Source organism: Streptococcus sp. HMSC066F01 (assembly GCF_001837335.1).
Classification (GTDB): domain Bacteria; phylum Bacillota; class Bacilli; order Lactobacillales; family Streptococcaceae; genus Streptococcus; species Streptococcus oralis_S.
This window is the reverse complement of sequence record NZ_KV832119.1, coordinates 258951-274174: the sequence shown is the minus strand read 5'-3', so window position 1 is coordinate 274174 and position 15224 is coordinate 258951. Positions and strand designations below refer to the sequence as shown.

Annotated in this window: 12 protein-coding genes and 1 pseudogene; 10 read left to right on the top strand and 3 right to left on the bottom strand. The window is 41.1% G+C overall.

The genetic code is table 11. The features are described 5' to 3' along the window. Positions 1–6: 6 nt before the first annotated feature. Positions 7–816, bottom strand: a complete 810-nt coding sequence (locus tag HMPREF2655_RS08575; protein ID WP_070838590.1) for a Cof-type HAD-IIB family hydrolase — start codon at positions 814–816, stop codon at positions 7–9. Between the two features lie 146 nt (positions 817–962). Between HMPREF2655_RS08575 and HMPREF2655_RS08570 the strand changes: the two genes are divergently transcribed. The 5 genes from HMPREF2655_RS08570 to HMPREF2655_RS08550 all read left to right on the top strand — a co-directional run bounded on the left by HMPREF2655_RS08570 (position 963) and on the right by HMPREF2655_RS08550 (position 10064). Continuing rightward, a complete protein-coding gene (locus HMPREF2655_RS08570) occupies positions 963–1424 on the top strand; it encodes a MarR family winged helix-turn-helix transcriptional regulator (protein WP_000049664.1) in 462 nt (153 codons plus the stop codon). Continuing rightward, positions 1417–1836: an EVE domain-containing protein gene (locus tag HMPREF2655_RS08565; RefSeq protein WP_001138495.1), complete on the top strand. Its 420-nt coding sequence runs from the start codon at positions 1417–1419 to the stop codon at positions 1834–1836. The genes HMPREF2655_RS08570 and HMPREF2655_RS08565 overlap by 8 nt, the downstream gene beginning before the upstream one ends. A 106-nt stretch (positions 1837–1942) precedes the next feature. Next, complete coding sequence (gene rexB / locus HMPREF2655_RS08560; RefSeq protein WP_070838588.1) at positions 1943–5218, top strand: ATP-dependent nuclease subunit B; 3276 nt, start codon at positions 1943–1945, stop codon at positions 5216–5218. After that, the gene (gene addA, locus HMPREF2655_RS08555; protein ID WP_070838586.1) at positions 5215–8868 is read left to right on the top strand and encodes a helicase-exonuclease AddAB subunit AddA; all 3654 of its coding nucleotides are present in this window, start codon (positions 5215–5217) and stop codon (positions 8866–8868) included. Before rexB ends, addA begins: the two co-directional genes overlap by 4 nt. Positions 8869–8885: 17 nt before the next feature. Continuing rightward, positions 8886–10064 (top strand): hypothetical protein, encoded by a 1179-nt coding sequence (locus HMPREF2655_RS08550; protein WP_070838584.1) that lies wholly within the window; start codon positions 8886–8888, stop codon positions 10062–10064. A 33-nt stretch (positions 10065–10097) separates the two neighbouring features. Here the strand turns inward: HMPREF2655_RS08550 and HMPREF2655_RS08545 are convergent, their stop codons facing one another. Both HMPREF2655_RS08545 and mazE read right to left on the bottom strand, forming a co-directional pair. Continuing rightward, positions 10098–10454 carry a type II toxin-antitoxin system PemK/MazF family toxin gene (locus HMPREF2655_RS08545; RefSeq protein ID WP_000560800.1) on the bottom strand — a complete coding sequence of 119 codons (357 nt, stop codon included), beginning with the start codon at positions 10452–10454 and terminating at the stop codon, positions 10098–10100. Beyond that, entirely contained in the window at positions 10438–10653 is a 216-nt protein-coding gene (mazE, locus tag HMPREF2655_RS08540; protein ID WP_001098939.1) for a type II toxin-antitoxin system PemI/MazE family antitoxin, read from the bottom strand. The genes HMPREF2655_RS08545 and mazE overlap by 17 nt, the downstream gene beginning before the upstream one ends. A gap of 215 nt (positions 10654–10868) precedes the next feature. On the opposite strand from mazE, the gene ylqF reads away from it, so the two are divergent. The 5 genes and pseudogenes from ylqF to HMPREF2655_RS08515 all read left to right on the top strand — a co-directional run. Continuing rightward, positions 10869–11720, top strand: a complete 852-nt coding sequence (gene ylqF / locus HMPREF2655_RS08535; protein WP_000201310.1) for a ribosome biogenesis GTPase YlqF — start codon at positions 10869–10871, stop codon at positions 11718–11720. After that, complete coding sequence (locus tag HMPREF2655_RS08530; protein ID WP_070838581.1) at positions 11707–12486, top strand: ribonuclease HII; 780 nt, start codon at positions 11707–11709, stop codon at positions 12484–12486. Before ylqF ends, HMPREF2655_RS08530 begins: the two co-directional genes overlap by 14 nt. A gap of 12 nt (positions 12487–12498) precedes the next feature. Continuing rightward, a complete protein-coding gene (locus HMPREF2655_RS08525; protein ID WP_070838579.1) occupies positions 12499–14049 on the top strand; it encodes a ClC family H(+)/Cl(-) exchange transporter in 1551 nt (516 codons plus the stop codon). 49 nt (positions 14050–14098) lie between these two features. Further along, positions 14099–14845 (top strand): CPBP family intramembrane glutamic endopeptidase, encoded by a 747-nt coding sequence (locus HMPREF2655_RS08520; protein WP_070838577.1) that lies wholly within the window; start codon positions 14099–14101, stop codon positions 14843–14845. A gap of 151 nt (positions 14846–14996) precedes the next feature. Continuing rightward, positions 14997–15224: pseudogene (locus tag HMPREF2655_RS08515) on the top strand (hypothetical protein); the annotation flags it as partial.

The following is a 15224-nucleotide window of genomic DNA, read 5'->3' as shown; positions in this document are numbered from 1 at the left end:
TCTTTTTTATAAAATATATTTCTCAATGGCACGCGCGACGCCGTCTTCTTCGTTGCTAGCTGTAACGTCATTAGCAAGGGATTTGACATAATCACTGGCATTTCCCATTGCAATGCCAAGTCCTGCAAACTGAAGCATTTCGATATCGTTATTGGCATCGCCCATGGCCATAATTTCTGAGGGCTCGATCTTCAAAATCGCTGCTAGTCTAGAAAGAGCAGTAGCCTTGGTCGTTCCAAGTGGCATCGCTTCATAAATGACTGGCTGCGAACGAACACCGCTAAATCGTTGGCAGAGTTCCTCAGCAAACCGCTGCTCAAAATCGTCTGTTTGCTCTTTGGTGCCTAAAAACATGCCTTGGAACATCCGATACTTGCCACTAGTCGCGACCTCTAGTGAAATTTCAGTCAGGTCTGAAAAGACTAGCTTGGCATCATTTTGAACGATTTGATTAGGCTTGCCACCGAGAACAAAATAATGTTTCTCATCAAAAAGAGTCAACTGGACGTCGCTTTTTTCTGCTAAGTCATAGAGGTATTCAACGTCAGCTGGACTGAGTTCTTGCCAGTCAACTAGATTCCAGTCACTGGTCTGGTGAGTTGAACAACCGTTATTGACGATGACATACTCATTCTGGAGGTCCAGTCCTAGTTTTTTATAGTAGGGAAGGACACCGAAAAGCGGGCGACCTGTACAGAGAACCAGTTTGACACCTTTTTCAATGGCTTGGTGAATGGCAGTAATGTGGGCTTGTGGGATTTCCTTGGCTTCGTTAAGGAGGGTTCCGTCCATATCCAAGGCTAGTAGTTTAATCATAAGACTTCCTTTTCTAGGTGTTTTGCTATTATTATAGCATATAGACTATAAAATGTCCGACAGAATTGTAACATTCGACTTTCCTTTTCTTGAAAAACAAAATAAATTCTTATATAATATGTATACTTAATATTTTAGGAGAAAAAATGTCAAAGTATCACTTTAATTCAATTTACAAAAATGATGAAACAGAGTCTACAGGTCTTCTGTTCATTAAAGTCTACAACAAGTGGGAAAGCAACTTAAAAAGAGTTTTGAAATCAGTTGGTCTTACTCTGCCTCAATTTATCGTTTTGACTTCGCTTTTGTTTCTGTCTAATAGAGAGGAATATATAACGCAAGTTGATATTGCTCGGTTCACTGGTATGGATGTCATGACGGTTTCCCAGATTGTTAGACTACTGGAGAAGAAAGACTACATTAAGCGTGATCAACACCCAAAGGATAGTCGGGCAAAACTTGTCTCAGTGACGAAGTCTGGCGCAGAGAAGGTCAATCAAGCTTTACCTTTAGTAGAAGGGGTTGATGAAGAATTTTTTGATAAACTTTCTGAAGATAGAGAAAGTTTTAATCGCATGTTAGTAGAGTTGGAGGATAAAAATGCCTAGATATTGGGTCGGAGTTGTTTCGAAGAACCATGTTTTAAGAGGAGTTGAAGGAAATTTTTGCCAGGTCTGTCATGGAAAGGGTGGCCCCTTAAATCGTATGAAAAAAGGTGACTATCTTTTATACTATAGTCCAAAATACGATATGAACGGTCAAGATAAGTTACAGGCTTTTGTGGCCGTAGGTAAAATTATAGACGACAAGGCCTATCAAGTAGAGCAGTTCGAAGGATTCTTTCCCTTTAGACGTAATGTCGAGTATTATCAACCAGTCAAAGATTGCTCCATAGAAATAGCTAGACAACATCCTGAATGGAGAGACTATACTTCTCGACTTCGTTATGGACATTTTGAAGTTTCCAAAGACTTTTTCCTCTATATCTTTCAGCATATGAAAATGGATGATGAAGTATGATTGATTTGCTAGTTAAATGATTGTCAACTAGAATTTTGGATTTGGACTGTGAAGCGAACTTTGCTATAATAGAGTAAGAAACTTTGATAAACCAAACGAGGCAGAGATGAAATTACTTTATACTGATATTCGGACTTCTTTGACAGATATTTTAACCAGAGAGGCAGAAGAGCTAGTTGCTGCTGGCAAGCGGGTCTTCTACATCGCCCCCAACTCTCTTTCATTTGAAAAAGAACGCGCCGTGCTGGAATGCTTGTCCCAGCAGGCTTCTTTTGCGATTACCGTCACGCGCTTTGCTCAAATGGCTCGTTACCTGGTTTTAAATGACTTGCCTACCAAGACCAGTCTTGATGACATCGGTCTTGGGATGGCTTTTTATAAATGTCTTGCAGAACTAGATCCCAAAGGGTTACGAGTTTTTGGAGCTATTAAACAAGACACTCAATTTATCCAGCAGTTGATTGAACTTTATCATGAGATGACGACTGCTCAGATGAACTTTTTAGACTTAGAAAGTTTGAGTGATGAGGACAAGCGGGCAGATTTACTCTTGATTTTTGAGAAAGTGACTGCCTATCTCAATCAAAGCCAGTTGGCTCAGGGAAGTCAGTTGTCCCATTTGATTGAGGCTATTGAAAATGGCAAGGTAAGTAGTGATTTTAGTCAGATTGCCTTGGTTATTGATGGATTTACCCGTTTTTCTGCCGAGGAAGAGCGTGTAGTGGATCTGCTCCATCGAAAAGGTGCCGAGATTGTTATTGGGGCTTATGCAAGCAAGAAGGCTTATAGCAGTCCGTTCACTGAAGGGAATCTCTACCAAGCCAGTGTGGAATTTCTTCATCATTTGGGGGCAAAATACCAAACACCTGCTCAAGATCGTTCTCAGACACATGAGAAAATGGATAGTTTTGACAAGGCCTCTCGTTTGCTGGAGTCTTCTTATGATTTTTCAGAACTTACTTTAGATGTCGATGAGAAGGACCGTGAAAATCTGCAAATCTGGTCCTGCTTGACGCAAAAAGAGGAGTTGGAATTAGTAGCCCGTAGCATTCGTCAGAAATTACATGACCATCCAGAACTGAGTTACAAGAATTTTCGTATTTTGCTGGGGGATGTGTCTTCTTACCAGTTATCACTGAAAACTATTTTTGACCAGTATCAGATTCCTTTCTATCTTGGTAGAAGTGAATCCATGGCTCATCATCCTTTGACTCAGTATGTGGAGTCTATTTTACGTTTGAAACGCTACCGTTTCCGTCAGGAGGATTTGATTAATCTTCTTAGAACAGGTTTATATACCGACCTTAGTCAAGCAGATATTGATGCTTTTGAGCAATATCTCCGCTATCTGGGCATCAATGGCTTGCCAGCTTTTCAGCAGACATTTACTAAATCCCATCATGGAAAATTTGATTTAGAGCGTTTAAATGCTCTTCGTCTGCGCGTTTTGGCGCCATTTGAAACCTTATTTGCCAGTCGGAAGCAAAAGACTGAAAATCTCTTGCAAAAGTGGAATACTTTTCTAAAAAATGCTGCTTTAAGCAAGCAGATGCAAGAATTGACAGCTACTATGGAAACTCTAGAACAGGAAAGACAAGCCGAAGTTTGGAAGGCTTTCTGCCATGTTTTAGAACAATTTGCGACGGTTTTTGCTGGTTCACAGGTTAGTTTAGAGGATTTCCTAGCCTTGCTCCATTCTGGAATGAGCTTATCCCAGTATCGTACCATTCCAGCAACTGTTGACACCGTTCTGGTGCAGAGTTACGATTTGATTGCGCCCTTAACGGCTGATTTTGTCTATGCCATTGGGCTGACTCAGGATCATTTACCAAAAATTGCGCAAAACACCAGCCTGTTAACAGACGAAGAAAGACAAAGCCTAAACCAAGCGACTGAAGAGGGAGCACAATTACTGATTGCAAGTAGCGAAAATCTCAAGAAAAATCGCTATACCATGCTTTCATTAGTCAATGCTGCTCGCAAACAGTTGGTGTTGTCAGCACCAAGTCTCCTCAATGAAAATGAGAGTAAAGAATCGGCCTATCTTCAGGAACTGGTGAGTTTGGGATTTAGCCGGATAGAGAAGAAGATTCATCAAAAAAGTCTGACTAAGGATGATATGGGGTCTTATCACAGTCTCCTGTCTAGCTTAGTTGCCTATCATCAGCAGGCAGGTTCTAGTGAAAATGAAAAAGATGCGACCTTTGTCAAGGTTCTGGCGCGTGTGATGGGGAAAAAACTTGATCAAAAAGGTCTTACAAATCCAGCTATCCCAACTAGCCCAAGCAGCAAACCATTAGAGAAAGAGACCTTGCAGGCTCTCTATCCAGCTGACAAGGAGTTTTACCTGTCTACGTCTGGTTTGACGGAGTTTTACCGCAATGAATACAGTTATTTCCTCCGTTATGTCTTAGGTTTGCAGGAAGAATTGCGCCTTCGTCCTGATGCTCGCAGTCACGGGAATTTCTTGCATCGTATTTTTGAACGTGCCTTGAAACTGCCTGCTGAAAATTCCTTTGACCAACGTTTGGAGCAAGCTATCAAGGAAACCAGCCAAGAACGCGAATTTGAGGCTATTTATCAGGAAAGTTTGGAAGCTCAATTTACCAAGGAAATTCTACTTGATGTTGCGCGGACTACTGGGCACATCCTTCGTCATAATCCAGCCATTGAAACCATTCAAGAGGAAGCAACATTTGGCGGCAAAGATCAGGCCTTTATTCAATTGGATAATGGTCGGAGTGTCCATGTGCGAGGCAAGGTTGACCGAATCGACCGTTTGAAAGCTGATGGAGCACTAGGAGTGGTGGACTATAAGTCTAGTTTGACCCAGTTCCAGTTTCCTCATTTCTTTAATGGGCTTAATTCCCAGTTGCCAACCTATCTTGCTGCCCTAAAAAGAGAAGGGGAGCAGAACTTTTTCGGTGCCATGTACTTGGAAATGGCTGAGCCTGTCCAATCTTTATTAGCTGTTAAAAGTCTGGCTGGAGCAGTAGCAGAAGCCAGCAAGTCTATGAAATACCAGGGACTCTTTTTAGAAAAAGAAAGCAGTCATTTGGGCGAATTTTACAACAAAAACAAGGCCAATCAGCTGACAGACGAGGAATTCCAGCTCTTATTGGACTACAATGCCCATCTTTACAAGAAGGCAGCTGAGAAGATTTTAGAAGGCCATTTTGCCATTAATCCATACACAGAAAACGGCAGAAGTATTGCCCCGTATGTCCAGCAACACCAAGCCATCACTGGATTTGAAGCCAATTACCACTTGGGACAAGCCCGTTTCCTAGAAAAGTTAGAAGTAGCTGACGGCAAGCGTCTGGTCGGAGAAAAACTCAAGCAAGCTTGGTTTGAGAAAATGAGAGAGGAGTTGAATCGATGAAGCCCATTTCCTTTTTAACTGAGGAAGAGATTCAAAAACTGCAAGAAGCAGAAGCGAGTTCGAACAAGGAACAAAAGAAAACTGCCGAGCAAATCGAAGCCATTTATACCGCAGGGCAAAATATCCTTGTTTCAGCGTCTGCTGGTTCAGGGAAGACCTTTGTCATGGCAGAGCGCATTCTTGATCAATTGGCGCGTGGTGTAGAAATCAGTCAACTCTTTATCTCGACCTTTACCGTTAAGGCTGCTAGCGAACTCAAGGAACGTTTGGAGAAAAAAATCAGCCAACAAATCCAAGAAACCGATGATGTTGATCTCAAACAACACTTGGGACGTCAGTTGGCAGATCTGCCAAACGCTGCCATTGGAACCATGGACTCTTTCACACAAAAATTCCTTGGCAAGCATGGTTATCTGATTGATATCGCACCGAACTTCCGTATTTTGCAAAATGAAAGTGAACAGTTACTCTTAAAGAACGAAGTTTTTCATCAGGTTTTTGAAGACCATTACCAAGGTGAAAATAAAGAGAACTTTAGTCGTTTAGTGAAGAACTTTGCTGGGCGAGGCAAGGATGAACGAGGTCTGCGCCAGCAAGTCTACAAAATCTATGATTTCCTTCAATCTACCAGCAGTCCCCAAAAATGGCTGAACGAGTCTTTCCTCAAAGGGTTTGAAAAAGCTGACTTTGCAAATGAAAAAGACAAACTAACTGAGCAAATCAAGCAGGCGCTTTGGGACTTGGAAAGTTTCTTCCGTTATCATCTGGATAACGATGCCAAGGAGTTTCCAAAAGCTGCCTATTTAGAAGCTGTTCAACAGGTTCTGGATCAAATTGGCTTCTTAAATCAAGAGTCCGATTGTCAGGCTTATCAAGCAGTGCTTGCTCGTGTTGTCGCCATCTCTAAAGAGAAAAATGGTCGGGCTCTGACTAACTCCAGTCGTAAGGCCGATTTAAAACCACTGGCTGATGCCTATAACGATGAGAGAAAGGCCCAGTTTGCTAAACTAGGACAACTGGCGGATCAGATAACCATTCTCGACTATCAAGAGCGTTATCATGAAGATACCTGGGATCTGGCTAAAACCTTCCAAACCTTTATGAGCGATTTTGTGGAGGCTTATCGTGAACGTAAACGCCAGGAAAATGCCTTTGAATTCGCTGATATCAGTCATTTCACCATTGAAATTTTAGAGAATTTCCCACAAGTCCGCGAGGCTTATCAGGAACGATTCCACGAAGTCATGGTCGATGAGTATCAGGATACCAACCATATTCAAGAACGGATGCTGGAATTGCTGTCGAATGATCACAATCGCTTTATGGTGGGAGATATCAAGCAGTCCATCTACCGTTTCCGTCAGGCAGACCCGCAGATTTTCAATGAGAAATTCCAACGCTATGCGCAAAATCCTCAAGAAGGCAAGTTGATTCTCCTCAAGGAAAATTTCCGTAGTAGTTCAGAAGTGCTATCAGTAACCAATGATGTTTTTGGACGCCTTATGGACCAAGAGGTCGGAGAGATCAACTATGACAGCATGCACCAGCTTGTTTTTGCCAATACCAAACTGACTCCTAATCCAGACAACAAGGCAGAATTTCTCCTCTACGATAAGGACGATAGTGGGCAAGAGGAGGAAGAGAGCCAAGCAGAAACGAAACTCACTGGTGAAATGCGCTTAGTCATCAAGGAAATCCTGAAGCTTCATCAGGAAAAAGGTGTTGCCTTCAGAAAAATTGCCCTTTTGACCTCTAGCCGCAGTCGAAATGACCAGATTCTCCTCGCCCTGTCTGAGTACGGAATTCCAGTTAAAACCGACGGTGAGCAAAACAATTATCTCCAATCCCTAGAAGTACAAGTCATGCTGGACACCCTGCGCGTCATTCACAATCCCCTGCAAGACTATGCCTTGGTAGCACTTATGAAGTCTCCTATGTTTGGTTTTGACGAGGACGAGTTGGCACGCTTATCCCTTCAGAAAGTAGAAGATAAGGTCCAAGAAAATCTCTATGAGAAACTGGTCAATGCTCAAAAACAGGCAACAAGTAAGAAAAACTTGATTTATACAGCTCTAGCTGAAAAACTCAATCAATTCTTGGATATTTTGGATTCTTGGCGCTTATATGCCAAAACACACTCCCTCTATGACTTGATTTGGAAGATTTACAACGACCGTTTTTACTATGACTATGTTGGAGCTTTGCCAAACGGACCTGCTAGACAGGCTAATCTCTATGCCCTAGCTCTACGATCTGACCAGTTTGAAAAGAGTAATTTCAAGGGCTTGTCGCGTTTTATACGTATGATTGACCAAGTCCTAGAAGCCCAGCACGATCTTGCGAGCGTGGCTGTCGCACCACCCAAGGATGCTGTTGAACTCATGACCATTCACAAAAGCAAAGGATTGGAGTTTCCTTATGTCTTTATCCTCAATATGGATCAGGACTTCAACAAGCAAGACTCGATGTCAGACGTCATTCTCAGCCGTAAAAATGGGCTTGGTGTCAAATACATTGCCAAGGTGGAAACAGGAGCAGTGGAAGCACACTATCCTAAAACCATCAAACTTTCCATTCCCAGTCTAACTTATACGCAGAATGAAGAAGAATTACAATTGGCTAGCTATTCAGAGCAGATGCGTTTGCTGTATGTTGCCATGACGAGAGCTGAGAAAAAGCTCTATCTTGTCGGCAAGGGTTCTCGTGAAAAGCTAGAAGCCAAGGAATATCCATCAGCTGAGAGCGGAAAATTAGATAGCAATACCAGACTGCAAGCAAGAAATTTCCAAGATTGGATCTGGGCTATCAGCAAAGTATTTGCCAAGGACAATCTCAACTTTAGCTATCGTTTTGTTGGTGAAGACCAGTTGACTAGAGAAGCTATCGGAGAATTGGAAAACAAGAGCCCTCTCCAAGATAGCTCTCAAGCAGACAATCGCCAGTCAGAAACTATCAAAGAAGCTTTGGAAATGCTGAAAGAGGTGGAAGTTTATAATACTCTTCACCGTGCAGCCATTGAGCTTCCTAGCGTTCAAACCCCAAGCCAAATCAAGAAATTCTACGAACCCGTTATGGATATGGAAGGGGTAGAAATTACTAACCAAACTCAATCAACAGAGAAGAAAATCAGCTTTGATTTACCTGATTTTTCAACTAAAGAAAAAGTAACTGGAGCTGAGATTGGTAGTGCCACTCACGAACTCATGCAGAGAATTGACCTTAGTCAGCAACCAACACTTGCTAGCCTGACAGAAACTCTCAAACAAGTTCAGACTAGTCCAGCTGTTAGAGACAAGATCAATCTTTCTAAAATTCTCGCCTTCTTTGAAACACCACTTGGTCAGGAGATTCTTACCAACACTGACCATCTCTACCGCGAGCAACCTTTCTCTATGCTCAAGCGGGACCAAAAGAGTCAGGAAGACTTTGTTGTTCGTGGAATCTTGGACGGCTATCTACTTTACGAGGACAGAATTATTCTTTTCGACTATAAGACAGACCGTTACGATCAACCAAGTCAACTCATAGACCGCTACCGTGGTCAGTTAGCCCTATATGGAGAGGCTTTATCACGAGCGTATTTGATTGAAAACATAGAAAAATACTTGATTTTACTCGGTAAAGACGAGGTTCAAGTTGTAAAAGTATAAACTAGAAAGGAGACCTCATGACACTTCCAGTTAGAAAATCCCTGCACGATGCAGTTTTACAAGCTTCAAAAGCTGATACTTGGGATCAAGCTACCAAGGAATGGAATGAAGTTTCCTTGATTTTTAATGGTATTGGGCGTAGTAATTGTATCTGCGGAAATGCCATTAAATACTCTTACGAACTCTTTAATACTGTCACAGCTCAGCGTCTCTTTCCTATCGGTAGCGATTGTGTTCGCCATTTTCATCGGATTAGCCTCGACCAGCAACTAGAAGAGGAAGAAAAACTTTTCAGAAAGCTTGAAAATCTGACTAGAAAAGTCAAGAAAAAGGAAAAAATCAAGGTTAATAAAAGCGACTTTGACGAACGACTTCTAAAATGGTTTTGGGAAAAAGGTGTTTTCAAAGCTAATCGTGGCAATCAATTCGCGCCTGAGAGAGACTATCAGCTCTTCCTAGAGGTCTTTCAGGGCGGAAGTTGGACCAAGGCAGATCCAAAGAAGAAGGCTCGTATGGAAGAAGTGCTGGAAAAGTGTATCAAACCTTTTTTACTTGGTAAGACCGATGACCAACTCTACCTTGTCAAACTAGGCAAGGAGAAAATCGACTACGAGCAGCATTTACGGATTCAGGCAGAGAAAGAACGCAAGAAGAGAGATAAAATCGCCAAGCAATACGCTGACAACCTCATTCTTGCTATGGGGCCTGCAGAACGAGCCTATCAAGATTACTTTGATTTTACAGAAACCTTGACCCAAGAAGAACGAAAATGGGAGAAAATTCTCTTTGGAAAAAATAGAGACGAACGGGCTATCAAGGCTAAACAAAACCAAAAGGAGCTGGAAAAGGATCAGCGGATTGCAAATCAAGATCCGATTGAACGAAAGCAGAAGCAGACTTGGCTTCTTAATTCCTATTTTCGGGATTTGCCTGATGAAAAAGCTAGATTTTCTCGGCTCCTATTAGAATATCGAAAAAGTGGAGAAGTACGCTTTTCAGATGAATACATATCTGAGCATCTCATCGATTTTTTCTACAAGATGAAGGCCTTTGAGTTTGAAATTGCACCAGAACAAGTCCGCGATTTTCTAAAAGAATGCCTTCAGGCAGAACATCTATCATCTGCACAAGAAAGTTGGACTAGAGGGATTCTCCTCAATTGTCTTCATTCGTTTTTAGATAGGTTACTCATATAGAAAAATTCCTACCTTGTCTATGCATGGTAGGATTTAAGTATCTCCAAAGATGTACTGGTAAAGTTGGACGACTTTCTGAAAACATTGTGTGTCCATTCTTGTTATTTTTTGAGCATTACGCATCCGAAAATCGAAGGTATACAGTTGAAATGGATTGACAGCGCCATCTACCTTGTCCGACGAGACAGGAACGAGCAAGCCTTTTTCTGCCAAACGACGTTGGCCGTGAGTGATAGGACAGACAGCTACAAAACCAGTTTGCAAGGCATATTCTCTCCTAGAAACTACCAAGGCAGGTCGCCTTTTCTGAATCTCCCGACCGACTGATGGATCAAAGTCCAGCCAAATGATATCCTGTTTTTCAGGAATATAATCAGATTTCGCTATCAAGTGACCTTACCCCTTCAAAATCGTTTGTCATTCTCAAATCAGCAATCCCATCAAAGGGATCTTTTAATTTTGGAGCTAAGACAATGACTCCGTCAATCCCTTTGTAGACAACCATTTCTTGACCTTCTGTCATACCTAAATTTTTAGGAATGGTTACAGTGAGAGAATTCCCAACCTTCCGAGTCTTTACTGTATTCATTGCTCTACCTCCACGAATTAGTATATACTAAGTATATACCTATTGGCAAAAAAAGTCAAGTAAATTCAGACTGGCATCAAGGATGTGTCGGACCTATACTATTTGTCATTTATTATGGTCAAAGCCTGTGCAAAAGTTCCTCATTTATGATAGAATAGGTAGTAAGAAAGAAAACGTTTTTACTACGTTTTTTTTAGTCGGAAGGGGAAAATATTATGGCTACTATTCAATGGTTTCCGGGCCACATGTCTAAGGCTCGGCGGCAAGTTCAGGAGAATTTAAAGTTTGTTGATTTTGTGACGATTTTGGTGGATGCTCGGCTACCTTTATCTAGTCAAAATCCTATGTTAACCAAGATTGTAGGTGATAAACCAAAGCTTTTGATTTTGAATAAGGCAGATCTTGCTGACCCCGCAATGACCAAAGAATGGCGTCAGTATTTTGAATCACAGGGAATCCAAACTCTGGCTATCAACTCCAAAGAGCAAGTAACTGTAAAAGTTGTGACGGATGCTGCTAAAAAGCTCATGGCTGATAAGATTGCACGCCAGAAAGAACGCGGTATCAAGATCGAAACCTTGCGGACCATGATTATCGGAATTCCAAATGCTGGTAAGTCAACTCTCATGAACCGTTTGGCTGGGAAAAAGATTGCGGTTGTCGGCAATAAACCAGGTGTTACCAAGGGGCAACAGTGGCTCAAAACCAACAAAGACCTTGAAATATTAGACACACCAGGAATTCTCTGGCCTAAGTTCGAAGATGAAACTGTCGCTCTAAAACTAGCCTTGACTGGAGCAATTAAAGATCAACTACTCCCAATGGATGAAGTGACCATTTTTGGTCTCAATTATTTCAAAAAACATTATCCAGAAAAGCTAGCTGAACGCTTCAAACAAATGAAGATAGAAGAAGAAGCACCTGTTATCATCATGGATATGACTCGTGCCCTTGGTTTCCGAGACGACTACGACCGCTTTTACAGCCTCTTCGTCAAGGAAGTCCGTGATGGGAAACTCGGTAACTACACCTTAGATACATTGGACGATATCGATGACGACGATTAAAGAAATTAAAGAACTTCTTGCTACTGTCAAAGACTTAGACAATCCCCTTTTTCTTGAACTGGAAAAGGATAGTCGTTCTGGAGTTCAAAAGGAAATCAACAAGCGTAAAAAAGCCATTCAGGCTGAACTGGATGAAGACCTTCGTTTGGAATCCATGCTTTCCTATGAAAAAGAGCTTTACAAGCAAGGAGTGGCCTTAATAGCAGGTGTTGATGAGGTCGGCCGCGGTCCTCTGGCTGGACCTGTAGTCGCTGCAGCGGTTATCTTGCCCAAAAATTGTAAGATTAAAGGCCTCAACGATAGCAAAAAAATCCCTAAAAAGAAACATCTGGAAATTTATCAAGCCGTTCAAGACCAAGCCTTAGCAATCGGCATTGGAGTCATGGATAATCAAGTCATTGACCAAGTCAATATCTATGAAGCAACCAAACTAGCCATGAAAGAAGCAATCTCCCAGCTCAGTCCGCAACCTGAGCACCTCTTGATAGACGCCATGAAACTGGAGTTACCAATTTCACAAACCTCCATTATCAAAGGAGATGCCAACTCCCTCTCCATCGCAGCTGCATCTATAGTGGCCAAGGTGACACGGGATGAATTGATGAAGGAATATGATCAGCAATATCCTGGCTATGATTTCACGACTAATGCAGGCTATGGAACAGCTAAACATCTAGAAGGGCTTGAAAAACTAGGTGTCACCCCAATTCACCGAACCAGTTTTGAACCAGTCAAAACACTGGTTTCAACTAAGAAAGACAAGTAAGAGGAAATGATTATGGAGGAACAGTCAGAAACACTCAGTTCCAAGAAAGAATTTGCCTTTGCCTCAAGCACCATATTATCCCAAGTTGGACGAGGAATCATTGTTGGTCTCGTCGTCGGGCTCATCGTCGGATCCTTTCGTTTCTTAATCGAAAAGGGTTTCCATCTGATACAAGGACTCTATCAAGATCAAGCGTACCTAGTGCGCAATCTTTTTATTATTGGCCTATTTTATGTATTCGTTTGCTGGCTTAGTGCGAAACTAACTCGGTCAGAAAAAGATATCAAGGGTTCAGGAATTCCTCAAGTCGAAGCCGAACTAAAAGGACTCATGTCTCTTAACTGGTGGAGTGTCCTCTGGAAGAAATATGTATTAGGGATTCTTGCTATTGCCAGTGGCCTTATGCTAGGTCGAGAAGGACCAAGTATTCAACTTGGAGCAGTTGGTGGTAAAGGTATAGCCAAGTGGCTCAAATCTAGCCCAGTAGAGGAACGTTCCCTGATCGCCAGTGGAGCTGCTGCAGGTTTAGCCGCTGCCTTTAATGCACCGATTGCAGGCCTCCTCTTTGTTGTAGAAGAAGTCTATCATCATTTTTCACGCTTTTTCTGGGTCTCAACACTAGCAGCTAGTCTCGTAGCAAACTTTGTTTCTCTGCTCATATTTGGGCTAACACCTGTACTGGATATGCCAGATAACATTCCTCTCATGACCCTAGACCAGTATTGGATATACCTCCTTATGGGAGTTTTTCTCGGGTTTTCTGGTTTTCTCTATGAGAAAGCTGTACTCAATGTTGGTCGAATTTATGACTGGATTAGTCAAAAAATCCATTTAGATAGAGCTTATTATCCAATCCTAGCCTTTATCCTCATCATACCAGTCGGGATTTTCTTGCCACAAATCCTTGGTGGTGGAAATCAGCTTGTTCTTTCCCTAACTGAGCAAGATTTTAGTTTTCAAGTTTTATTAGCTTACTTTTTGATCCGCTTTGTTTGGAGTATGATTAGTTATGGAAGTGGCCTCCCAGGAGGAATTTTCCTACCAATTTTGGCGCTTGGTTCCTTACTCGGTGCCCTAGTTGGTGTCATTTGTGTGAATATTGGGCTTGTTAGTCAGGAGCAGTTTCCTATATTTGTCATTTTAGGAATGAGTGGCTACTTTGGGGCAATTTCCAAGGCTCCCTTAACTGCTATGATACTCGTTACTGAGATGGTAGGGGACATTCGCAACCTCATGCCACTGGGCTTAGTAACCTTGGTCGCCTACATCGTCATGGATCTGCTCAAGGGAGCACCAGTCTATGAGGCAATGCTAGAAAAAATGCTACCAGAAGAAGCAACAGACGAAGGAGAAGTCACTCTTATTGAAATCCCTGTATCAGATAAGATCGCTGGAAAACAAGTTCACGAACTAAACTTGCCACATAACGTACTCATCACCACCCAAGTCCATAATGGCAAAAGTCAAACCGTTAACGGCTCAACTAGAATGTATCTGGGTGATATGATTCACCTAGTGATTCCAAAAAGTGAAATTGGAAAAGTCAAAGATTTGTTGTTATAAGTTTATTACATAATTTATTTTACGTAAAATTTTATTGAAAGGATTCTCTATGAAAAGAAATAAGGCAATTGCAGTATATTTGCTAGGCACATTTAGCCAAATAGCATCAGTTTGCCTCCTTTTCTTTCTCTTGAATCATTTTTCTATTCATTCCAATCTATTATCTATTTTAGGAATCTTTCTAGGTGGCATTTCTTCAGCACTTTGGGGAATCATTGTTGCAAATCACTATTTTCATATTCCTTTTAAGAAGATCGTTAACGATTTTTTTAACATTCATACCAGTTACAAACATTATTTATTATCTTTTTTCCTTATTGTCCTTGATTTTTCTTTTCTAATGTTTGGTGGGAAAATAATAGAATTTAGCTGGTATCTCCCATTTTTGATGTTCTTCAAATTTATTGTCTTTGGAGGTATAGAAGAGATTGGATGGCGGTATGTTTTTCAACCAATTTTACAAGAAAAGTTGCCATATTTTTACTCAACAATCCTAACCTTTTTCAGCTGGGCGATTTGGCATCTGTTGTTCTTTTATATTGATGGTTCTCTAGCAACTCTGCAAATTCTACCGTTTTTATTTGGATTGCTGACGAATTCTTTCATACTCTCAGCTCTTTATAACAAAACTAAGAATCTCTGGATTTGCGTTATGACACATTCGATCATTAATGTCTTGTCTCAGATAACCATAGATACTGATCGATCCGAAACCTTCCTGCTTAAAATCTTCGTCATCTTGGTATCCTGCTATATGGTAGTACATAAAAAAGATGAGTATAATCGGTATAAATAAAATTAAATATAAACCTTCAAAACCAAATCAAAAAAGATTTGGTTTTTTAAGAATTAGAAATCTAATTTTCAGTATATAGTATGATTTTTACCCCCTACTTTGTAAAGAATGATTAGAATATTGTATAATAAGAAAAAGGAGAAAAGCATAAATGAATAATTCTGGAATTAAAAAAAGTCATACAAGAATACTAATCATTTTGTTACTCGCAACCATCACAGCAGGAGCTATTTTTATGTTTAGTTTGTTAGGAAAATCGCAAGAAGAACATCGGAATAGAGAGTATGAAGTAAGTTTGGTTAATGCCTTAAAGAATTCCTACCAAGGGATTGAAGAGATTAAAATTTCCAATCCAGAATACACAAGCCCTCCTGGTTCG